The organism is Kaistella jeonii, assembly GCF_000812865.1.
Taxonomy (GTDB): domain Bacteria; phylum Bacteroidota; class Bacteroidia; order Flavobacteriales; family Weeksellaceae; genus Kaistella; species Kaistella jeonii.
Map to the genome: position 1 here is coordinate 17,500 of NZ_JSYL01000007.1, position 23,786 is coordinate 41,285.

At 34.9% G+C, this 23,786-nt stretch carries 17 protein-coding genes; 7 read left to right on the forward strand and 10 right to left on the reverse strand.

The window, feature by feature from the left end:
• Complete coding sequence (gene recQ / locus OA86_RS10275; protein WP_039352625.1) at positions 1 to 2,205, reverse strand: DNA helicase RecQ; 2,205 nt, start codon at positions 2,203 to 2,205, stop codon at positions 1 to 3.
• Between the two features lie 225 nt (positions 2,206 to 2,430).
• Between recQ and OA86_RS10280 the strand changes: the two genes are divergently transcribed.
• The 5 genes from OA86_RS10280 (at position 2,431) to pcaF (ending at position 7,789) form a co-directional block, all read left to right on the forward strand.
• A complete protein-coding gene (locus OA86_RS10280) occupies positions 2,431 to 3,390 on the forward strand; it encodes a KpsF/GutQ family sugar-phosphate isomerase (RefSeq protein WP_039352627.1) in 960 nt (319 codons plus the stop codon).
• A 112-nt stretch (positions 3,391 to 3,502) separates the two neighbouring features.
• Positions 3,503 to 4,321: a twin-arginine translocase subunit TatC gene (gene tatC, locus OA86_RS10285; RefSeq protein ID WP_177187122.1), complete on the forward strand. Its 819-nt coding sequence runs from the start codon at positions 3,503 to 3,505 to the stop codon at positions 4,319 to 4,321.
• Between the two features lie 178 nt (positions 4,322 to 4,499).
• The gene (locus OA86_RS10290) at positions 4,500 to 5,606 is read left to right on the forward strand and encodes an MBL fold metallo-hydrolase (RefSeq protein ID WP_039352630.1); all 1,107 of its coding nucleotides are present in this window, start codon (positions 4,500 to 4,502) and stop codon (positions 5,604 to 5,606) included.
• Positions 5,607 to 5,716: 110 nt separating this feature from the next.
• Positions 5,717 to 6,481 carry a TspO-related membrane protein gene (locus tag OA86_RS10295; protein ID WP_039352633.1) on the forward strand — a complete coding sequence of 255 codons (765 nt, stop codon included), beginning with the start codon at positions 5,717 to 5,719 and terminating at the stop codon, positions 6,479 to 6,481.
• A 93-nt stretch (positions 6,482 to 6,574) separates the two neighbouring features.
• On the forward strand, positions 6,575 to 7,789 hold the full coding sequence (gene pcaF, locus OA86_RS10300; protein ID WP_039352635.1) for a 3-oxoadipyl-CoA thiolase: 1,215 nt from the start codon (positions 6,575 to 6,577) through the stop codon (positions 7,787 to 7,789).
• A gap of 224 nt (positions 7,790 to 8,013) precedes the next feature.
• On the opposite strand, the gene OA86_RS10305 is transcribed toward pcaF, so the two are convergent.
• The 9 genes from OA86_RS10305 to OA86_RS10350 all read right to left on the reverse strand — a co-directional run bounded on the left by OA86_RS10305 (position 8,014) and on the right by OA86_RS10350 (position 21,105).
• A complete protein-coding gene (locus OA86_RS10305; protein ID WP_039352638.1) occupies positions 8,014 to 8,460 on the reverse strand; it encodes a VOC family protein in 447 nt (148 codons plus the stop codon).
• Positions 8,461 to 8,479: 19 nt separating this feature from the next.
• Positions 8,480 to 8,947 (reverse strand): hypothetical protein, encoded by a 468-nt coding sequence (locus tag OA86_RS10310; RefSeq protein ID WP_039352640.1) that lies wholly within the window; start codon positions 8,945 to 8,947, stop codon positions 8,480 to 8,482.
• 30 nt (positions 8,948 to 8,977) lie between these two features.
• Positions 8,978 to 9,433, reverse strand: a complete 456-nt coding sequence (locus OA86_RS10315) for a DUF1569 domain-containing protein (protein WP_039352644.1) — start codon at positions 9,431 to 9,433, stop codon at positions 8,978 to 8,980.
• A gap of 51 nt (positions 9,434 to 9,484) precedes the next feature.
• The gene (locus tag OA86_RS10320) at positions 9,485 to 10,045 is read right to left on the reverse strand and encodes a Crp/Fnr family transcriptional regulator (protein ID WP_039352646.1); all 561 of its coding nucleotides are present in this window, start codon (positions 10,043 to 10,045) and stop codon (positions 9,485 to 9,487) included.
• 92 nt (positions 10,046 to 10,137) lie between these two features.
• A complete protein-coding gene (locus tag OA86_RS10325) occupies positions 10,138 to 11,037 on the reverse strand; it encodes a 3-hydroxyacyl-CoA dehydrogenase (RefSeq protein WP_039352649.1) in 900 nt (299 codons plus the stop codon).
• Positions 11,038 to 11,274: 237 nt separating this feature from the next.
• Positions 11,275 to 12,495 (reverse strand): ABC transporter permease, encoded by a 1,221-nt coding sequence (locus OA86_RS10330; protein ID WP_039352651.1) that lies wholly within the window; start codon positions 12,493 to 12,495, stop codon positions 11,275 to 11,277.
• 18 nt (positions 12,496 to 12,513) lie between these two features.
• On the reverse strand, positions 12,514 to 13,473 hold the full coding sequence (locus OA86_RS10335; protein WP_039352653.1) for an HlyD family secretion protein: 960 nt from the start codon (positions 13,471 to 13,473) through the stop codon (positions 12,514 to 12,516).
• A gap of 32 nt (positions 13,474 to 13,505) precedes the next feature.
• Entirely contained in the window at positions 13,506 to 14,912 is a 1,407-nt protein-coding gene (locus OA86_RS10340; RefSeq protein ID WP_052257483.1) for a TolC family protein, read from the reverse strand.
• A gap of 352 nt (positions 14,913 to 15,264) precedes the next feature.
• Positions 15,265 to 21,105 (reverse strand): alpha-2-macroglobulin family protein, encoded by a 5,841-nt coding sequence (locus OA86_RS10350; protein WP_039352660.1) that lies wholly within the window; start codon positions 21,103 to 21,105, stop codon positions 15,265 to 15,267.
• Between the two features lie 34 nt (positions 21,106 to 21,139).
• Here OA86_RS10350 and OA86_RS10355 point away from each other — a divergent pair, with 34 nt between their 5' ends.
• Entirely contained in the window at positions 21,140 to 21,907 is a 768-nt protein-coding gene (locus tag OA86_RS10355; protein WP_039352663.1) for a UbiA prenyltransferase family protein, read from the forward strand.
• Positions 21,908 to 22,107: 200 nt separating this feature from the next.
• Complete coding sequence (locus OA86_RS10360; protein WP_246008068.1) at positions 22,108 to 23,736, forward strand: BamA/TamA family outer membrane protein; 1,629 nt, start codon at positions 22,108 to 22,110, stop codon at positions 23,734 to 23,736.
• The last annotated feature ends 50 nt before the right edge of the window (positions 23,737 to 23,786 follow it).

Below are 23,786 nucleotides of genomic sequence, written 5' to 3' on the forward strand. Positions count from 1 at the left end.
TTAATTTGCAACGTCTGAGATAAATTTTATTCTGAGCATTCTTACTTCTTCATCGCTCAAATCGTCTCCGAATTCACCCAAAAGAACTTTCATACTGTCGCTTTCACTTCCTTTCATAAAATCCATAAACTCTTCAACTACATCTTCGTCAAAATTTTCATCGACGTAGTAATTGATATTTAATTTTGTTCCCTGATAAACGATCCGCTCCATTTCTTTCAACAGATCATCCATGGAAAGATTTTTTGCTTTTGCAATATCTTCCAGATCAATTTTCTTATCGGTACTTTGAATGATAAATACTTTGTGCGAAGATTTATTGGCGACCTGTTTCAAAACCATATCCTGAGTTCTTTCGATCTCATTTTCTACCACATATTTCTTGATAAAATCTGCAAAATCTTTTCCAAATTTCTTAGCCTTACCTTCTCCTACTCCATAAATTTTTCCAATTTCTTCAATGCTCGTCGGATACTGAACAGTCATGTCTTCTAAACTTGGATCCATGAAAACCGTGTATGGCGGGATTCCATTTTTCTTAGCAACTGTTTTTCTCAGTTCTTTTAAATGTCCAAATAAAATCTGATCTAAACCGCCACTTTGTTGAACCTGGACCTGATCTGAATCAGCTTTAGTCTGAGCCAAGTCATATTCCCGGTCTTCTGCGATCAGGAACGGACTTTTATCTTTTCCTATTATGACTTTTAGCCCTTTTTCCGTCAATTTTAAAACGCCGTACGTTTCAATATCTTTCTGTAAAAAATTCTGAACCGTTGCCTGTCTGATGATCGTTTTCCAATAATTTTCGCTTTCATTTTTACCGATCGCAAAATGCTTTGTCGATTCTAATTTATAAGATTTGGTCACCGAATTTTCCTTCCCAACCAAAACAGAAATTAAATCTTTGGTCCGGAATTTTTCTTCCAGTTCTTTGACCAAAGTCAACACTAATTTTAGCTCTTTAGTTGCATCTTTAAGTTTGGGCGGATTTACAGAATTGTCGCACATCATCGCACCATCACCATTGATCGGATCAAACTGTTCCCCGAAATAATTCAAAATATACTGTCGGCGACTCATCGATGTTTCGGCATATCCAACGACTTCATTTAATAACTGAAGTCCAATCTCGCGTTCTGAGACTGGTTTTTGAGCTAAAAATTTTTCTAACTTTTCAATATCTTTAGGATCGTAAAATGCTAAACAAATTCCTTCGCCACCATCTCTTCCGGCGCGACCAGTTTCCTGATAGTAACTTTCCAAAGATTTCGGAATATCGTAATGAATGACAAAACGAACATCTGGTTTATCGATTCCCATACCGAATGCGATTGTTGCGACAATGATATCGGCATCTTCCATCAGAAATCGATCCTGATTCGTAACCCTGGTTTTTTGGTCTAAACCTGCGTGATAAGGCAGCGCATTAATTCCGTTGACTTGCAGGAGTTGTGCAAACTCCTCCACTTTCCGGCGACTCAGACAATATACAATTCCTGATTTTCCATGATGCCCATTCACAAATTTTACGATTTCTTTATCGATATTTACTTTCGGTCGAACTTCATAATAAAGATTTGGCCGGTTGAAACTTTCTTTAAAAACCAAAGCATTGCTCATTCCCAAAGTCTTCTGAATATCATCCTGAACTTTTGGAGTCGCAGTCGCAGTTAAAGCAATTACCGCAACATCTGCGATCTTATCGATAATAGTTTTTAAATTTCGGTATTCCGGTCGAAAATCATGACCCCATTCGGAGATACAATGCGCTTCATCGATTGCGACGAAAGAAATCTTAACGTCGCGAAGAAACTCCATATATTCCTCTTTGATCAGAGATTCCGGGGCAACATAGAGTAATTTTGTTTTACCTGCTTTAATATCGTCGAAAACTTGTTTTGTCTGGGTTTTGTTAAGAGAAGAATTCAAGACGTGAGCAACACCTTCATTGGAGGAAAGCCCGTTCACGGCATCGACCTGATTTTTCATTAGTGCAATTAGAGGTGAAACTACAATCGCAGTTCCTTCAGAAATAAGCGCAGGAAGTTGATAACACAAAGATTTTCCGCCACCTGTCGGCATGAGAACAAAGATGTCTTTACCTTCAAGTAAATTTTTTATAATTTCTTCCTGTTGACCTTTAAATGTTGAGAAGCCGAAATACTTTTTAAGTTCTTTCGATAAATCGGCATTTTTTGTATTCATTGGATATTTTCACTTTTATATCTACAGATTCAACGCCGGTAAAACCAAATTGCAATACAATTATTTTGGTCTTTGGCGCAACATCTAAATTTGTTTGTTAAATTTGCATTTACCCAAAGTTAAAGAATAATTATCGAAAACAAGAAAATAGATTTTTAATTTTGAACTCTTTACTTAAAAGAGTGTTGTACTTTATAACCAATTATTGACCGGTAAATCACAAAAATGACTCATCCCGAAATCCTTCAGATCGCTAAAACAGCCATTAGTATAGAAATTTCAGAACTTGAAAACCTCAAAAACCGTTTAGACGAAAATTTTCTTAAAGCAGTAGAAATCATTAATTCTGCTAAAGGAAAACTGATCGTTGTCGGAATTGGGAAATCTGCTCATGTAGGCAATAAAATTGTTGCTACGTTGAATTCAACCGGTACACCATCGCAATTCCTGCATGCTTCAGAAGCCCTTCACGGAGATTTGGGAGTGATTCAGAAAACAGATGTAGTGCTTTGTATTTCTAATTCGGGAAATTCACCAGAAATCGTCAGTCTTTTGCCTTTTCTAAAAGATTATTCTTCTGCATTAATTGGAATGACGGGAAATTTAAATTCAAAACTGGCGGAATTTTCATCGGTTGTTTTAGATAGTTCTGTGGAAAAAGAAGCGTGTCCCATCAAATTAGCACCAACGAGTTCGACCACTGTTCAAATGGCTTTAGGCGATGCTTTAGCAGTTTGTCTAATGGAAATGAATAATTTTAAAGAAAATGATTTTGCTAAATTTCATCCGGGTGGAAGTTTAGGAAAAAACCTTACTGCAAAAGTAGAACAGTTCCTGTCTTCTCAAAAACCACAGGTTTCAGAAAATGCGAACATCAGAGAAATTATTATTTCAATCAGCAGTTCTTCCCACGGAATTACGGTGGTGACGGAAAATGACCAGATTATTGGCGTGATAACCGATGGTGATCTGCGCAGAATGTTGATGAGCGATCAAGACGTTTCTCAAATTTCTGCAAAAGACATCATGAGCAAAAATCCCAAAAGTGTTGATAAAAATGCTTTGGCAAAAGAAGCGATGGCAATTTTAAAAGATAAAAATATCGGACAGCTGATCGTCACCGAAAATGATAAATATTTCGGCATCATCGATATTCACCGTTTGCTAGACGAAGGAATTAACTAAAATAAAATCTCATCTAACTTTCCCATCGTATATCAATAAAAACAGAGCGACATTATCATTATAAACTTATAATTAAGTAATTTCGCATCTTCAAAACTTAAAAATAAAATTCGTGAGCGAGGCAAAAGAAATGTCCTTTTGGGGACACATTGGGGAATTGAGAGGTCACTTAACCCGCTCAGTCATTGCGATTATTATTGGCGGAATTATAATCGGATTCAATGTGAACTGGATCATGGACAATGTTTTTTTCGGCCCAACAAGAAATGACTTTTTCACTTTTCGAGTAGTTAATCATTATTCCCGCGAACTTCTTGGTCATGACAGCATCACTTTACCCGGACATTTTGCGGTACAGCAGAAAAAGCTATTTCAGCAATTCAATGTGATGATGGCAGTTTCCGTTTTTGGCGGAATGGTCCTGGCTTTTCCTTATATTATCTGGGAATTATGGCGTTTTATTTCTCCTGCACTTCATCCAAAAGAAAGAAAAAATTCTGTTTTCGTTATCAATTTCGTATGGATCCTTTTTATGCTGGGAATTCTGTGTGGATACTTTCTCATTTTACCTTTCGCCATTAATTTTGGATTACTTTTCAAAATTTCAGATTCGATCGTACAACTATTTGATCTGAGCGATTATACGACTTTATTTATGCAGGTCGTATTAGGAATGGGCGTAGTTTTCCTTTTCCCGGTGATTGTTTATTTCTTAACGATGATCGGAATATTAACGCCGAAATTTATGAGAACTTACCGTCGTCACGCAGTTGTATTAATTCTTGTTGTAGCGGCGATCATTACTCCTGCGGATGTTTTGAGTATGATCATGGCAGCTTTACCACTTCTTTTATTGTATGAATTCAGTATTCTAATGAGTGCTTATACCTTCAAAAAAGTGCAACAAAGAAAATTGGAAGACGCGATCTAAATAATATTCATTATTCTATTTATTCTTTTGCATTAAAGTTGCTAACCGTAAACTCTAAGACAATATTCTGTTTAAATTTTAAATCAAATTTGTTTGAATTTTTTAAAGTAAACAAATAGCGAATTCGTCTTTAGTAAAGTGGTCACTTAATTTCAGCGTTATAAATTTAAAGAAAAACATGATTATATTACTCCCGATAATTATTGCATTTTTTGCAGTGACAATCCTTTTCATGCAACATCCAAAATTTGGAAAAGCACCGTCGGGAAAACGTTTGGAAAGAATTCTAAAATCTCCACATTATAAAAAAGACAAATTCGATAATATTAATTTCACGCCACCGCTTGCAGAAGATGCTTCGATGCCAAAAATAATGCTTCGTTTTCTTTTTGGTAAAAAGAAAAATTTGAGTCCAAAACATCAATTTAATTTTTCGAAAACCGATTTGAAGAATTTAAATCCCGATGAAAATGTATATGTCTGGATGGGTCATTCTTCTTATTATCTTCAAATTGACGGTAAGAAAATTCTTGTAGATCCCGTTTTTAGTGGAAATGCATCACCCGTTTCCTTTATAACAAAAGCTTTTCCGGGCGCTGATCTATATTCTACAGATGATATTCCAGAATTGGATTATTTGATTATCACGCATGATCATTGGGATCATCTCGATTATAAAACTGTGAAAGAATTAAATCTCAAAGTAAAATGGGTTATTACAGGATTGGGAACCGGCGAGCATTTGGAATACTGGAATTACGATCCAAAAAAAATCATTGAATTAGATTGGGGCGAAAATTTCGATATAGGAAATGGATTTAAAATTTATGCAGAAACAGCGAGACACTTTTCGGGACGGACTTTTAAAAGAAATCAGGCAATCTGGGCAAGCTTTGTTTTCGAAACACCAGACAAAAAAATCTACATCGGTGGTGATTCCGGGTTTGATGATCACTTTGAAAAAATAGGTAATAAATATGGTGGTTTCGATTTGGCAATTCTCGAAAACGGCCAGTATAACAAAGACTGGCGATACATTCATATGATGCCCGAAGAATTTCTAATTGCCGCAAAAAATCTGAAAGCCAGGAGAATCATTCCGGTTCATAATTCAAAATTTGTACTTGCATTGCATCATTGGGAGGAACCAATGCAAAAAATTTCGGTTCTGAACGAAAGTGAAAATCTGCGATTAATTACTCCCAAAATTGGAGAAAAAGTATATTGGGAAGATGACCAAAAATTGTACGATAAATGGTGGAATTTGTATCAAGAAAATCGGTGATCAATAGTAAAATTTTATTCGATTTGTGAAAAATAGGTAATTACTTAGTTTTAAATTATTAAATTTAGAGTTGCAAATTCAATTAATTTCACCAATTTAAACTTGACAAAATGTTAAAAAAATTACAGATCGCGAACGGTTTTTTCCTCGTGTTTACAATTATATTCAACTATTTGAGCAACACAGGAATATTTAATGGCAAGACCATCGCAAATGTTTCTGATCAATACCATAATTTATTTACGCCTGCAGGTTACGCATTTTCGATTTGGGGCGTCATTTATTTACTGTTAATAGGTTTCGTTTTTTATACAGGCAGAAGTTTGTTCAACCCTTCCAAAAATGAATCAGATGGTTTTGTAGAAAAAATCGGATGGTGGTTTGTAATTTCCTGTTTAGCAAATTGCGCCTGGATTGTCACTTGGCTTTATGGGTTTACCGGAATATCAGTAATCGTCTTATTAGTCTCACTTGTTGCGCTTTTAATCATACTGTTGGAAGCCTTAAAATACAATTCAGGTGTCGCTCAAAAATGGTTTATCAACATTCCGTTTCAAATTTATACAGGTTGGGTAAGTGTTGCCTTAATTGCTGCAGTTGCTGCCTGGTTGACGAAAATTAAGTGGAGCGGTTTGGGAATTTCAGAAATAAACTGGACCATTATTTTAATAATTATTGCTTCCCTTATTCATCTTTTTATGACCTGGAAAAAAAACGCACCGGTTTTCGCTTTCGTTGCAGTTTGGGCTTTAATTGCAATTGCAATCGCGAATAAAGAAGTAAGTCAGGAAATTTATTTCATTGCCTTATCTTTTGCGGGAATGCTTTTTATAAGCAGTTGTCTAAAAATATTTTATAAAAAATCAGCGCTGTAATTTTTTTCTAGAGAGCAGTAAAAAGTGATCGAAAATTAATTGAAACAGGCAGTCCATAAATTTTCCTAAATTTACGCTTACTAAAAATTAAGAATGAAAAACGCATATATCATCGACGGAACCCGTTCTGCAATCGGAAATTTCAAAGGAAGTTTGGCAGCAGTAAGAACAGATGATTTAATGGCTTCAGTATTGAAAAGTCTCATTGAAAAAAATCCAGATTTACCCTTAGACAAAATCGATGATGTGATTATTGGTTGCGCTAATCAAGCCGGCGAAGACAACCGTAATGTTGCAAGAATGGCGCTTCTTTTAGCGGGAATTCCTGTTAATGTTCCGGGTGAAACGGTAAATAGATTGTGTGCTTCGGGGATGAGTTCTATCGTTCAGGCGATGAGAGCGATAAGATCTGGTGAAGGAGATTTATTTATTGCCGGCGGAGTTGAAGGAATGTCGAGAGCACCGTATGTCCTTTCGAAGTCGGAATCGGCTTTTGGAACAGATTCAAAAATGTTTGATTCCAGTTTCGGATGGCGTTTTATTAATCCCGCAATGGAAAAATTGTACGGGATCGACGCGATGGGTAAAACAGCAGAAAACCTGGCAGAACTGTATCACATTTCACGAGAAGAGCAAGATGAATTTGCCTTAAATTCTCAAATGAAAGCCAAAAAAGCGCAGGAAAGCGGCAGATTAGCCGAAGAAATTTCTGATATTAAAATTCCACAAAGGAAAGGTGATCCGATCGTTATTAATAAAGACGAATTTATCAAACCAAGTTCTACTTTAGAAATATTAGGAAAATTAAGAGCAGCTTTTGTAAAAGATACTGGAACGGTAACCGCAGGAAATGCATCCGGACTAAATGACGGAGCCGCTGCAGTAATTATTGCTTCAGATGACGCCGTAAAGAATTACAATTTAAAACCAATGGCAAAAATCCTGAGTTCTGCCGTTGTTGGAGTGGAACCCAGAATTATGGGAATCGGTCCGGTTGAAGCAACGAAACTGGCTTTGAAAAGAGCAAACTTAACTTTGGATCAGATCGATATCATCGAATTGAACGAAGCTTTTGCCGCACAAAGTATCGCATGTTTAAGAGAACTTGGAATTGCGAATGATGATGCAAGAGTTAATGTAAACGGTGGCGCAATTTCTTTAGGTCATCCGCTTGGAATGAGTGGAACAAGAATTACGTATTCTGCAGCTTTAGAAATGAAGAAAACTGGAAAAAAATATGCTTTAGCAACGATGTGTATCGGCGTGGGACAAGGTTATGCAGTGATTTTAGAAAATGTAAATATTTAAATATTCTCACGATTATTTTAGAACCCTTTCAGATCTTTAAAGGCTGAAAAGATTTTACCGCAGAAATTTCTTATTGCATTTATTACCGTTTAAAAGAAAACGAAAACTTTATTTTAGCCCCGATTGCAGCGGCATCCTTTTGCGAAACGGAGTGTAGCAAAAGATATAGCGGAAAGCGGGACGGGTTTTTATAAGATGCGAAAAATGGGTTGCTCCTAAAAAAATTAATGCGCCTGAACTTTGGAAGGATCATCGTAATTCACCATCCAGTTGACGCCAAATTTGTCGGTCCACATGCCAAAATAAGCACCCCAAAAAGTGTCTTCCAGATGCATTGTCAAGTTTCCGTCTGCAGAAAGTCCGTGGAAAATCCGGTCGGCTTCTTCCCTGGAATCGGTGTTGATGGAGAGCGCTATATTATTTCCGATTTTATGCGTGTGCATTTCAGGAATCGTGTCACTTCCCATCAAAATAGTTTCTGCAGAAATCGGAAGTGTAATATGCATAATTCGTCTTTTTGCTTCGTCTGAAATCGTCGACATCCCTTCTTCCAGTGGCATATCACTAAATTTTCTGACCATCGGAAACGCACCACCGAAAACGGATCTATAAAAATTAGAGGCTTCTTCGCAATTTCCATCGAAGGTTAAATACGGATTGATTGTTGCCATTTTTTTATGTTTTTAGATATTAATTTTTCCAGGTGGTTTTATATGATAATTTACCGTCGTAACTTTTCCAGTCACCGATGAATTCGAGGTATTGTTTTTCTATTTTCTCCGTTTTTTTATTCCAGAAGAAAGTGTAAACAAATTTTCCTTTAAAAGTTCCCGAATGTTTTCCGCCTGGTTCTTCAGAAAATTCATATTCGCCATAAACAGAACTGCGTTTTTTGGCATCTTTATATTTGGTAATTTTAACTTTTCCTTCAAATTTTGAAAAATTTTTATCAACCAAAGAGTAACCGGAAAGAAAATATTCCTGGTCATTCTTTTTATTGCGTTCGGAAACATTTACTTTAAACTTAATTTCTTCTTTTGTATTGCCAATTGTTCCGACGTAAGGCTTAGAATTATTGAGCCAGACCTCCGAAATATTGGGCATTTGAGCGGAAATGAAACTGCTAAAAAAAAGCAAAATCAATAAAAGTGTTTTCATAGTTTGTGTTTTTAAAAAGTAAGAGAAAATCTAAACGCCAAATTGCTCCAGATGATGATTAAGATGTTTTGCTAACATATTGTTCCATTCTTGTGCGGTTAATTTCCCGAATGAATGTGACGATTTTCCGTCAAAAGCTTCTCTTCCTAATTGCTGTGTTTTTTGAATAAAGCCGATAAGTCGTTTTTTCTCAACATCGAAATCTTGATCTTCTTTGATCTTAAATTGAGGCGCGGTCGGAGAATTTTGTGAATATGATTTTTCGCCTACTACTTTCGACTTGACAAAATTCTTTAAAATAAACTTCGCAATTCCGCCTGGAGCTTTATGTTTCTGCGGTTCGAAAATCATTTCATAAGTCACGTTGCAGTGCGCCAACATTTGGTCAACCCTCATTGTTCCCCAATTTTTATTGGTTTCCGGCGAAAGTTTGTTAATTCTTTCAATATAATTTTGAGAATCTTTTGCGTTGAAAATGTCTTGCATGATTTAAGTTTTTACTACACAAAAATAGAATTATTTACGCTAATATTTAATTTAAATTTCGCTGCGAATACGGCTCAATGTTTCCTGAGAGATTCCCAGATAAGTAGCAATCATTCCTAATGGAGCGCGAAGAATAATGTTGGGATTCTCCTGAATTAATTTTAAGTATTTTTCTTTGGCGGAAAGAAACTGTAATGAAGAAATACGGTCTGTCATCTGAATAATAATATTTCCCAAAACAAAACGGCTAAAATTGGCACTTTCCAACGAAACAGCACATAATTCTTCCAATTTAGCGTAGTTGCAAAATTTAAGGGTACTTTCTTCTATTGCCGCAAAATTATATCTGGTAGGATTATTTTGAAAAAGCGTGTCGGTATTGGCCATCAAATTTCCCTCTATATAAAATTTGGTTGTAACTTCTTTTCCGTTTTCATAATAAAAAGAGCGAACCAAACCTCTCTCCACAAAGTAAACATTTCGATTGTATTGCTCCTGTTTACTTATTAATTCTCCCTTTTTGAAATTTTTGGTTTGAAAATCTTCCGATAAAAATTTCTCAATATCGGGATTGGTTTTCAGATTTTGGGGAAGAGCGTCTAAAAGTTCCATACAATGATTTTTGCGAATTTAATAAAAAAGAACGTTCCAAAAAATGAAACGTTCTGTGATCGTAAAAATTAAAGGAACATTAAATCTGAAGCTTAAGGTTTCAAAAAGTCTGCTTTTCTATAAACTGGATTTGGATATTTATAAAAGCCTTCATTGGTTGAAACTCCAAGTTTATTTTGATCTATAAAATTTTTCTTTAAAAAATCGACTACTTTCCCTGCTGTTTCATCGTTTGTTTTATCAAATTTAATCTTATTGATATTGTACGCAGTGGTAATTCCGACAACATCCAAGATTCCAAACGGACCAACAGGAGCACCGGTTGCGACCATCCAAGCTTTGTCAACCGTTTCAATATCCGCTACTCCATTAACCAATAATTTTGTGGCTGCGTCTAAAAGCGGGACCAGGAGCGAATTCACAATATAGCCGGGTTGTTCTTTGGTAAGTGGCAAAGCAACCATCCCGATATGTTTTGCAAAATCTACTACATTCTGAAAAACCTCAGGATCAGTTGTAGCATGACCCATAATTTCAGCCGTGTTGTGCTTCCAGATTTCATTAGCGAAATGCAGAGACAAAAATTTCTCTGGTCTTCCTGTTACTGCCGCGAATGTACTTGGTAATAATGTGGATGTGTTGGTTGCAAAAATAGTTTTCTCTGGTGCAAGAGGCGCCAACTTTGTGTAAAACTCAGTTTTTATAGCCGGATTTTCGGGAATTGCTTCAATCATAAGATCAGCATTTTTCACGGCATCTTTTAAATCTGTTGAATATGAAATCCTTCTAAATGCCGATTCTATCTGACCATCACTCGTATTTAAATCTCGCTTGAAATTTTCTGCAAGTATTGCTAAATTTTTTTTTGCTTTTTCTAAAACTTGCTCATTAATATCATAAATCACAATGTGATAGCCATGAAAAGCTGACTGAAATGCAATTTGGGAGCCTAGAACTCCGCTTCCTGCGATAGTTACGTTTGTTATTTTCATTGTATTAAATTTTTAGGTGTTTAAAATATGATGGTTTTGAAAGGTAGATTGTCTTTACCAAAATCGAGAATTGTTCCGATGTTGAATCTACTTCAAAGTACCGCCTTTTAATCCGATATTCTTTTGACATTTGTCAAAATCATTAATAAAAAGAACGTCCGGGAAAATTTTTTCCAGACGTTCCCAACAAACAAACAGTATGAAAACTGTTATTTTTTAAAACTAAAAACAGAGAATCTAAATGATTAAGTTTGGATTTTCTTCTTCAGCGGTTTCTTCCTGATAGTTTTCAGAAATTTTATATTTTTTAAAGAGAAGATGGATTTTAATTTTCAGGGCAATCCAGCCTAAAATGAAATAAATCCAACCTAAAATTAATAAATGAATAAGGTATTTTTTGGTCAAAAAATCAGATCCGTTTTGAACAACCATAATCTTTAAAGCTTCTAAATAAGGCGTTAACGGAATGATTGCGGTGAAACTTTTAATAAATTCTGGCATTGCATAAGAAGGCCAGGTAAATCCACTGATGATAAATGCGGGAGATGCGATAACCATTAAAATTTGCGTGGCTTTCAACGCATCTGGAACTAAAATACTGATGAGAACTCCCAAATTTGTTGCTGCGACAACGAAAACTGCGGTTATTAAAAAGAAATTCCAGAGATTTTCCGGCACGGGAATTTTAAAATAGAGGCTGCACAGATAGAAAAATAGGATATTAAAATTCGCGAAAATCCAGATCGGAAGACATTTTATGGTCATCACAAAAACTGCATACTTTTCTTTTCCTGCAAAATCTTTGATGAAAGATTCTCTTTTAAATTCCTCAGAAAAAGTTACTGCCATTGCCAACAAAATAACCTGCTGTAAAACTACTGCCATCATCGCAGGCCACATAAAAATAAGGTAATTACTGGTCGTGTTGAAGAGCGTAATATAATTTGCTTTAAAAGGTTCGAACTGGGTTTTCGCCATTTCAGCATTCATTCCTTTTTTCTGCAAAGTTTTAATTTCAGCACCAGCGGAAAATGTTCCTAAGGTTAACTGAATTGCTTTCGTAGCAAAATTAGCTGTTAAAACATTTGAAGTATTCACATAAACATTGACTTCCGGATATTTTTTCTGAAGCATCATGGCTTCAAAACGTTCCGGAACTACAATCACAGCCGCCGCTTCCGTCTTAATCGTTTCATCTTTCAGATTTGCGGGTTCATTAATATAATTAAGGATTCTGAGTGTTTTGCTATCCTGCAACATTTCAACCACTTGATTCGATAACGGAGTATTATCGTGGTTCACTACAATCACAGGAATATTTTCGACTTTCCCCGATTGGTATGTAAAACCAATGAGCAAGGCATAAAAAACCGGCGCCAAAAAGAAGACCGATAACATGGTTCTGTTTGTAAAGAATAGTCGGAATTCCCTTTTCAATAAATATCTTATTTGTTTCATTTTATTGGGTTTTGGGAACTATTTTAAGGTAACATTAGAATTCACCAAAATATCTTTAGCAACATTTTGGTTTTCGGGAACCACTTTAATTTCGTAGATCGCTTCTTCTGGTTCGTAATCTGGGAAAGCGGTTGTAATATCGGCGTATTTTGCCAATTGTTTGATTGCTACAATTTTGCCGGAGAATTCTTTATTTGAATAATTCACGAGCATTTTTACACTCATTCCTTTTTGGTATTTTGCAATTTTACTTTCCGGAATTGTGAATCTGAAATAAGAAGTTGCGGGAATATAACCTGTAAAAAGCGGATAACCAGCAGTTGCTAATTCTCCTTTGTTTAAAGCGATGGTTTCTATTTCCATATCATTTGTCGCAATTACATATCGTTCGGAATAAGCAACATTTGCTTCCTGCAAAGCGCCCATTGCTTGGTTTTCCTGACCTTGTGCCATTTCAATTTTTTCAAAACGCGTTCCTGCTTCCACATCGTGGAGTTCAGCATTTACAGCATCTAACTGTGCTTTTGCTCCTTGGTATTTTGCAAAATATTCATCATAATTTTGGGGCGAAAGCAAACTGTCATGGTACATATTTTTTGCTCTGTTAAAAGATTTCTGCGCATATTGAAACTGCTCCTGCAATCCTTTTTGTTTGGCTTTTAACTGACGAAGTTGATCGGCTGTCGCTCCATTTTTTGCCATTTGAACTTGTGCTTTTGCTGCAGAAGTTGCCCCTTTTGCCTGTGCGATTTTTGCAGAAACTTCAGGAACATCTAATATTGCAAGTGTATCTCCTGCTTTTACGGTTTGACCTTCTTCCACATAAATTTTTAGAATTCTGCCCGTCAATTTTGGAGAAAAAGAAACGACTTCTTTTTTGGTTTTCCCGACGATAGCTCGTTCCGGTTTTGATTCTTTACACCCAGAAAGGGCGATAATGCCCAGTAATACGAAAGATTTTAATACAGTATTTTTCATTTTGTTTGTTTGTTATGGTTGGTTTTTAGTTTTTAAAGTTTTTCGATCTGTAAATTCTGTGTAGATTTCATGAGTTCGATGGCACTTCTTCTTTGATTAAATATGGAATTTTGCAAATCTAGTTCTGCATTTTCTAAATCATTTTCGGCATCGATTAAAGCTGATGAAGTTTTGGTACCATATCTGAATTCTTTTTCAACCTGTTCTAGACCTTGTTTTGCAATTTCACGGGATTTTTCTTTCAACTTGATTTGAGCATTTGCAATCGTGTAAATGGTTTGATTGTTTGCTAAATTCAAATTTAACTTTTTGGAAGCATCACGTTTTTTATTTTCTAAAATTTCTTTTTCAATTTTGGCTTTTTCAACCAAGTGCTTTCCTTCATTACCATCAAAAACATCCCATTTAAAACCAACTCCGGCTTGAACTAAAGGTAAAATATTTAAATTTGCGGGATTCAAATCTAATTTTTTTCCAGAGTTTGGTAAGAGTTCTTTTGAAGTGGAAATATTATTATTAAACAATCCAAAATAACTTACCGATGTTTGTGCCTGAACTTTTGGAACCCACCATCGTCCTTCGGCTTTTATTTTGTAATCGGTTGCTTTAATGCCGTGATCTAAAGCTTGAATTTCTACTCTATTTTCAATATTTTGGTCTAGAACTTCGTACGAAATCGTTTGAAGTTGGGGTTGAATTTGGGCAATTCTTTCACGCTCAATTCCTGTTAACAAATAAATCTGAGTGATCAGTAATTCCTTTTTCCCTTCATACTCCACTAATTTGGAGTCCAGATTTGCTTGTGCTAATTCTATTTTTTTGTGATCGTAAGGCGTAATTAATCCATAACCTAATGCTTTATCTGCAGTTTTTTTATTAATATCTAAACGTTTTTTGGCTTCGTCTAAAACTTTCCTAGATTCTTGAACCAAAGCCATTTGATCATACGCTTTTGAAATCTCAGTAATAATTTCATCACGGCTTTTCTGCATTAATAAATTCTCAGAAATATTTTTTTCTTTATTGGCTTCTTTCAGGTATTTCACTTTTCCACCTGAATAAAGAAGAATACTTGCTTCGGCTTTTGTCATGACTGAAATCCCTGAAATATTAAGATTATTGGAAAGTTGTCCTTCTGGAATTGTCGCACCCGGAAAAATTGGCGGAAGGGCAGGAATATTAATTTCGGGAGATTGTAAATGTGCTGAAGCATATAAGTAACCAGCTTTACCCGACACTTCTACTTTCGGAAGAAAGACATCTTTCAGTTTTTGATCATCGAGTTTGGTGTATTTATTTTCGAGTATTTGTTGGTTTAAAGCTCCGTCATTTATTAAAGCATTATCAATTAACTCCTTTAAAGTTGGTGCCTGTTGCGCAAATATAAATACTGGAAAAAAGAGCAGCAGTTTGCTCAAATTATTTTTAAAGGTTTTCATTTTGTCTGTTGTTTGTTTGATGGTACAAAGTTGCAGCTATTGTGGTAAGAATCCTTTGACATTTATCAAAAAGTGATATATCACATAAAATCATAAGGAAAAGTTGCAACTTGTCCGTATAGAAAATGAGTTTAATGATTTCTGCCGAATTTCGGACAAGCGATTGTAATGGAAATCCTTTTTTATTTTTTTGAAAGGCAAAAGCGCAGGCAAAATAAAAAAGATTGAAATGGAAAGCGCGGTCTCGTGGGAAAACATTTTCTTGCTGTCGCAAGCAAATGTTTTCCCACGAGATGGCCCAAAAAAATCCGCTTCAAAATTGAAACGGATTTGTTATTAATAGGAGCGAAAATTATTCGGTAATCGTGATGTTCGTTCCTTTCGTATGCGCATTCATTTGCGGCGCATAATAATTTTGAAGCGTCGTGATTCCATTGCTGAATGTTCCGGATGCGTTGCAAATATAATCATACTCGAAAACGTATTTTCCTTTTGGCATATATTCTATGAAGAAATTAGTGGAAGCATCTTTTGTAGATTGATAGTAACCTAAACCGTTTTTCCATTCGTAACCGGAAATCACATTTAAAGGTTCAAATCCTGCCGCACGCATGTCTTTCAGATGAATGAATTCCATATTTCTATCGGTATTTAAAATCATTCTTACGGTAACTTTATCGCCAACTTTCAGCGGAGTTTCAACTGTGATTTTTTGTAATTCTTCACCGTTCACTGTTTTTATTTTTTTGTACAATTCTTTCGTAATTGAAAGATACGATTCAGAAGATTTAATTTTATCTAAATCTTCATAATATTGCCAGAATAATCCACCCTGAACAATTCCAGGACCTGGTTTTGTAACCGTAACTGTTCCCAAATTTTTGTCGATATTTTCTCTTTTTAAAGTTGATTTTAGATAACCTGTTGCTTTCGGATCTGGATTAGTCAATTCTTTTCCGCCCCAAATAATCGTGGCTTTATCACTTTCATTCGAAGTCCAGGATATACCTGAATTCAAAATGGTAAAAATAACTTCTGCCGTTCCACGGGAACTTCCCCAGGAATTAACTTCTTTTTGTGTGATCAGCCAGATCTTCATTTCTTCAATAAAATTAACATCATTTGGCGTTAATTTATTGAAGGCTTCCAAAGCTCCGGCGTGATTTACAGTTTTGGAAGAATACCATCCCCAATCGTTGAGATTTTGTTTCCAGTAAATTCCCTGCGTTTCTGAATCAGTCGAAGTTTCTTTCAAATAAGTCAGTAATTTTTTAGATAAAATTGGAAGTTTATAATCATTGAAAAGTAACGCCGCACGATGTAAACCAAAGAAAGTGAAATCGGTAATTTTTGCTGTTGGTGCTTTTTTAATGACCAAAGTTTTCAATTGTGCTCCTTTTCCTTTTAGTGGAAAGTCTTTTTCCCAGTAATGACGCGTGTCGAGATAGTCCAAAACATAATTATTCCACACATATTCTTTCTTCACATCCCAATATTTATGAACTTCAGAATCAACATAATTAATAAGTTTGGCAACCATTTCTTTTTGTTCTGAAGATTGATAATCAACCGTATTTCCTTTCAGCCATTCATTAATTTTCCCTAAATTTTTCAAGATGTAAAGCGAGTTGTAATAGGAACTCGGATAACCTTGATACCAGGAAAAGCCACCATCTGGATTTTGCAATTTCTGCAATTCTGACCAATCTTCTTTAACGGAATTTCGCATATTATTCGCATCAAATAATCTTGCGAGTTTTTCCATTTGTTCGGTTTCATTTTTGCTTTCTAAAACCCATGGAGTTTCTTCCAGCAATAATTGTTTTAGTTCCTGATTTTTTTCAAGATTCGAAACCAACAAGCCTTTGCTTTGATATTCTTCAAAAACAGTTTTTAATTTCGGATTGGCTTTAAAGATCTCAGAAGCCAAAACATCAGCAAACCATTTGTTGAAAACCACATCCGCAGAATTGTTCGGATCATTTTTTAAACTTGGCAAAGCAAACATGATCTCCCAAATCGGATTCGTCGTCAATTCCAAAGTATTAGAAAAGTTCGTTGCCGTTGTTGAAGTGTTTTTTGCTAAATTTTCTAATGTAAAAGTTTTGGTTTGACCTTCTTTCACGAAGATCGGAACAGCATCTGTAACCAAAATTCTGTTTGGTAAAACAGCGATCGCTTTTTGTTCGCCATCTGAAAAATCTCCCGCTTTTGCCACGACTTTAATAATCATGGAAGAAACATCATTTGGAACCTTCACTTTCCAGGTCACGACTTCATTTCCATTTTCCTTTAATTCAAAGGATTTTTGAGTTTCATTTAAATTAAATTTAGATGAAATATCTTCATAGGTAAACGCATCTAAAATTTGCAACTGCGCAGTTCCACTTAGTTTTTTATCAACCAAACTGGAAAGTTTTGATTGCAGATTCAGTTCATCACCTTCTCGCAAAAAGCGTGGATAATTCGGCGTTACTGAAAACTCTTTCTGCGTAATCACTGATTTTTCTAAAGTTGCTGAACGGGCATCTTTGGTATGCGCTAAAAACATGAGTTTCCATTGTGTTAACGCTTCCGGAGAAGTAAATTCAAAAGTAACATTTCCATCTTTGTCGGTCATTAAGTTTGGATAGAAAAAGGCTGTTTCGTTCAGGTTTTGACGAACTGAAATTTTGTCGAGGTTTTCTTTTTTCTTCACGCCTCCTATCTTTATAACTTCTTCAATTTCTTTATTTTTGGATATTGTATCTCTTTTCATTTTCATTCCCGCTACTTTTCCAGAAACTTCCATTTGAGAATCTGCCATCACTTCCATATTTGCAGATTTCATCGGAGAAGGAGCCATATTGTACAACACATTTCCATAAATAGCACCATCAAACCAATTAAATTCTGGAATACTTAAATTCCTCTGTTCTAAATAAGGAACTCTTTTACTAAAACTTTCCTCCGCCAAATTTTCATTAATTCCATAAGAATTCATGATGAAATATTTCTGATAGATTTCCTGCCACATATAAGAATTTCCCGCAAACTGATCTAAAGATTTATCATACATATTCGCCAAAACTTCGGCGTTGACTTTCTCTTTATCATCACCAAGAACTTTTACTGTCCACTTTTCTTTTTGTCCGGGTTGTAATTTATCGCGGAAGGTTACGGTTTCAATTCGCAAAGGTTTTTTGTCGGAAGCAATATTTAAATTAATAGATTCCGTTATTACATCGTTAAAAGCGACCAACTGAAACTGAACATTGATTTGATCAATACTTTCGTCCTTCGGAAATGAAACTTCATATTCTAAAAGTCCATTTTTAAATTTCTTCTGTTCGGTTGAAGTTTCGCCATTTCCGTTTTGGACATAAACATTGACCAAAGCATCTGGCACTGAGGAATACACAAATATTTTCGCTTTTTCAGTTCGCTTGAATTCGGTTTTCGGTTGAAGTACTTTTAAATATGGTTTTTGGGAATCTGTTAAAAATCGCTTGTCGAAAACTTCAAATGTTTTTTCTGTTTTAATGGTATCTTTTCCTTCGATATTATAGAGTTCGAGTTTATAATTTCCAGCGGCGAGTTTTCCTAAATCGAGAAATTCTTCATTTCGCTGCACTCCATTCAGAATGACAGATTGTGTTTTCCATTCCTGATCTTCTTTTGAAAAATAATCGTGGGGAAATTTCTGAATGAATTCTGCTTTCGAAAATTTCGGTAAATCCTGAATTTGAGTTTCGAAATTAGAACGGTAAACTCTCTCTTTCGGTTGAAGTTTAGACAACTTAACTTGGTACGATTTCTTTAAATTTTGATCGTTGTAGTTTTTGGTTTCAACTTTAATTTTTAAAGGTTCGTCTGTGAAAGTATCTTTAATATCATCGGTTTTAATGTAATGTGAAACGGAGGCAACTTTTACATTTTCTGTAGAAGATTGCGTTTCACCATTAATGTCCGTAACAGACGCGTTGATCTGATAATTGTCTATTTGAATACCTTCTAAAGTTTCATCTTCTTTCAGATCTAATTTAATGGTGAATTCTCCTTTATCATTGGTTTTCACTTCTCCAAGGATCGAATTTTCATTATCATTTCCTCTTGGATACCACCAAAAATATCTCCAGCGAATATTCTGTTTTTTGATTTCATAATTTACGGTTGCATTACTCAAAGCAACGCCGGAAAACATCATTGCTTTTCCTTTCAGTTCAATGGTTTGTCCGTATTTATACTCTTCTTTAATCGGTTCAAACGTCACTTCAAATTTCGGACGTTTGTATTCTTCAATCTGGAAATATTTGGACGCTTCACGATCTAAATCATCGGAATCCACTTCCAGAGAAAATTGTCCGTTGAGTTTTCCATTGGGTAAATTGAAACTGCCGTGGTAAGAACCGAAATCATTCGTGGTGAATTTTTGAGAAGAAATCATTTCCCCATTTGCATCTTTCAAAGTTATTTGCTGCGAAACTCCCGACGCAACAGATTCTTTATCCATTAGCAATTTTGTGTTTATTACTTTAAAATAAACAATTTGTCCCGGGCGATAAATTCCACGATCTATAAAAATCTGAGCAAGATTTTCCTGTCCAGCTTTCTGCGGTTGATTATAATTTCGATTGCCATAAACCTGCATCAAATTGTAATCATTTGAAGAAGGTTGCTGAACCAGATAATGACGGTAATAGTCATTACTCTTAGAAATTGGAAATTTGAATAGCGCAGATTGGTCAGTTTTTACCATAAAAGAATTGGCTTTTTTATCGTTTGTAAATTCAAAGATTTTCAGATTTTCATTAGAAACGGATTTTCCATTTTCACGATTCACCAGTTGTAATTGGTCAGCGATCGGTTTACGTTCATCTTTTTTATTATAGATGATTCTGGAGTTCGTCGCAATGAAATAAAAATTCTCCTGAATCGCATTTTCCACCACATATTCCGCGAGATAAATCCCAGACGGAAGTGCTTTAATTTCTAAAGAAGTTTTATGATTTTTATAATCTTTTAGATCTTGAACGTCAAAAGCTTCTTTTCTGATCAAAGTTTTCTTCACCGCCGGAAAACGAGTTTTATCATACGAGTTCGCTACATATTTCAAAAAGTTCTGCTGATCATCTTTAACTTCATAAATATTTAATGACAACTTCGAAACATTTTTAGCTTCGGCAACCAGGTGAATCGGCAAATTTGCTTGCGTGTGAGTTTCGTAATGTATCGTTAAAGTTGGTTGTAAAATTCCATTTTCCCGATTCAGAATACTGTTTATAAATTTAGATTTTAGATATTTCTGCTTCGTATTTTTAATTAAAGAGAGTGCTTCAGCATATTTTTGGTCAGAAGTTAACTGATCGATGATCTCTGCAATGATCAATACTTTATAATCACCTTCTATGGGTGAGTTTGCGAGATTTTGAAGTTGCTGGGATTTGTCTTTACATTTTGAAAACGCGCAATCATCATTCAATTTTTGATGCTGAAAGTAGAGTTTTGAATTTCTCGAATTTTTATTTATTAATGCTGAATGTAGATCTGAAATTTTAGATTGATTGATCTTCAGTTCATTTGGCGTGAAGAGCTGCGAATTACTATAGAATTTAATTTCGTTCATCGCATTCCAGTCAAACAAAGTTGGGAAGAAATCTAAGTCTTCGGTTTCCTCAAAAATCTCTTTGTATTTAGACATTTTAATTTTCTGTAACTCCAATTTCTTCCCTTCTAAACTGGTAAAATGTTTGGTCAGATAATTTTTAAAATCCAGTTTCGACCAAGTTTCAATCTGCGAAACATCCTGATTATTGAAATTGGTTCGCTGATTAATTTGCCATTGATTTTCATTGTAATAATCACTGAAAAACTCGCCCAATAAAACCTGATATAATAATTTTTCATCGCCTTTCAATTTCTCATCTAAACCGCTCAATTTTTTAAAAAATTTGCTTGAAGAATTATTTTGAGTATCATCATAAGTTTGATTGAGAATGCTAAATTCTGCTTTCAAAGAACGAATGAGTTGAATGGAGTTGTCTTCTTTCATAGCTTGGTTTTGAATTTCTAAAATTAAAGGCAGATTCGATTTGAACTTTCCCGTTTTGTAATTTTCAGCGACTTTTTTCCATTGGTCATCATATTGTTTCTGTCCGAAAACATAAGCAAAACTAAATAGCAAAAGGAGGATTGTAAAAATTTTATTTTTCATAGATTTGTTTTCTGATTGGAAACCTTGTAGGTTTATGGATATGCACCGCTTAAATTTACTAAAAAAATACATCATCGACAGTCAAATTTATGTTTCTTTAATGGGAACTTTATTTGCTGTGTTTTTTATGTTTGAGCAGGATATTATCAGAACTCCGACCATTGCGCTTATTTTCATTACCTACTTCAGCGGATATTTATACACGAAATACCAGGACAGTGGGAAAATATTTTATAAAGTATTAATTTTAAATGTTATTTCCGGACTTATTTCTGCGGCTTTAATTATCTACAATCACAATGATGGTCGATTGGTAAAATGGGTGATCATTATTATTATTGGACTTTTATATGACAGTAAATTCCTGAAATATTTTATTCGAAAAATTCCACTTTTTAAAGTATTTTATGTGGGTTTAACCTGGGCATTGATCAATTCCTGGTTGATCTTACCAACTTTTCATCCAGAGATTTTTTGGATCAGTTTACTGTTCATCACGGCGTTGGTTTTACCGTTTGACATTCGGGATATGAAATCTGATACTGTTGTTACTTTCCCGCGATTAATAGGTGAACAAAACACAAAATATTTTGCTTACTTCCTTGTTTTTGTAAGTTTAATGATTGCTATTTTTTATTTAAAACCCGAATATTCTTTTGCCTTTTATTTGACATCGATCATCACTTTTATCCTCATTTATTTGTCAGAAAACGGTAATAAAGATTCTTATTTTTCTTTTTGGATAGAGACTTGCAGCGGAATGCCTTTATTATTTATGCTGTTACATTGGCTCATTAATTGATATTCACTTTCCCAAAAATAAACGAATTGCAATCTAAATTTATTTTTCCTCTAATTTTATTACTATCCTGCATATCTTTTGTCTCCGCACAAGAGAAAAAGGATTCGATATACTACAAAATTGAAAAGTTTTCTGACAAACGAAAATCCACAAAATTTATTCATCGCTTAATCTTTCGGCGAGAAGCAGATTCTGTTTCAGTGGAATCAAGAACTAAAGAACATGCTCAGGTTAGTTATGATGGCAAAATCATTAGAAATATAAAAATTGAGACCATCGACCCTTTTGGATATAAAACTTCAGATAAAAATGGAGATAGTAAATGGTACGACCGTCTTGCAGACCGCGTTCATATTGATTCTAAAAAATCTACCATCAATAATTATCTTCTTTTCAAAAAAGGTGAAAAATATAATGCTCAGAAATTATATGAATCTGAACGTGTTTTGCGAAATATGCAATTTGTCAACCGAGTAAACATCAGTATTATCGACAGTTCTGCAACCAAAGATTCCATTGATGTTATGGTGAAAGTTCTGGATTCCTGGAGTTTGAAACCTAGCTTAAATTTCTCCGGAAGTAGAATTGGAGCCGGGATCACAGAAGAAAACTTGATGGGTTTAGGACACGAAGTTAGTTTTCTTTATGACAATGATTTCAAAGATAAACAGAATAAAATTTATGGAAGTTATACGGCATACAACATGTTTGGAACGTTCATCAATGCCGGAATTTCTGCAGAAAAAGATTTCTTGGATAATGAAAGAATCAATTTCAGTGCGCGGCGAGATTTCTTTTCTCCTTTGACAAGATGGGCGGGAGGATTTACGTTCGAATATTTTATGAGGAAAGTTTTGATGCCTGTTGAAAACACAGATGTTTTCCCTGAAGTTCAGATCAAAGTTTACAATCAAGATTTATGGGGCGGTTATCAGTTTCCTGTTTTTTTCGGAGATAGAACTGAAATTTCCCGGAATATTGCGGTTTTGGGGCGTTTTCAGAATTACCAGTACAGAGATCGTCCAATTATAGACCAACAGGACTTCTTTGCGACTTACAACAGCTTTTTAGCTTCAGCAACCTATATAGAAAGGAAATTTTCTGTTAAAAGAAATATCTTCGATTATAATCTTCCCGAAGATATTCCCTACGGTAAATCGTTTGGAGTTACCTCAGGATTAATCAAAAGAAGCAGTAAAGTAACTCCGTATGCTGGAATTTCTGCAGCACTTGGAAGTTTTATCAACTGGGGCTATTTTACGGTTAACGCCGGATATGGAAGATTTTTTAATGAAGCAACAGAAAACAGCGATTCCTTCCGTTTGGAGGGCACTTATTACACAAAGCTGCACAATTTTAAATTTGGCAAAGTGAGACATTTTTTCTCTCCTACTTTTGCATGGGGAAGCGAACTTTATAATTCTACCTACAAAGACCGTATCAATATTTCTAATCAAAATGAGTTTCCTACTTATAGCGGTGATTTCATCGGTACAAAAAAATTGATTTTACGCTATCAGATGCAATTTTTCATCGATAAAACCTGGAAAAATTTTCATTTTAGTCCCTATAGTATTGTCGCTTTAGGCTGGCTTTCACAAAACAACCAAAAATTATTCAGTGCGAAAACAAACTCAAAATTCGGGATCGGTATCTTGATCAATAATCCCTATCTAGTTTTCAACAAAATTCAGGTTTCATTTGTGTATTATCCGAGCGTTCCTTTTGATAACAAGCCAGTGTATGATTTTAATAGATATCGCAACGATATGATCCCTTTCAACTCATTTGGAACCGATATTCCTCATTTCGTTAATTTTGATAACTAAATTCAAAAGTCTTTTTTGAGAGCAGTCTGAAATGAAATTTTTATCTTTAC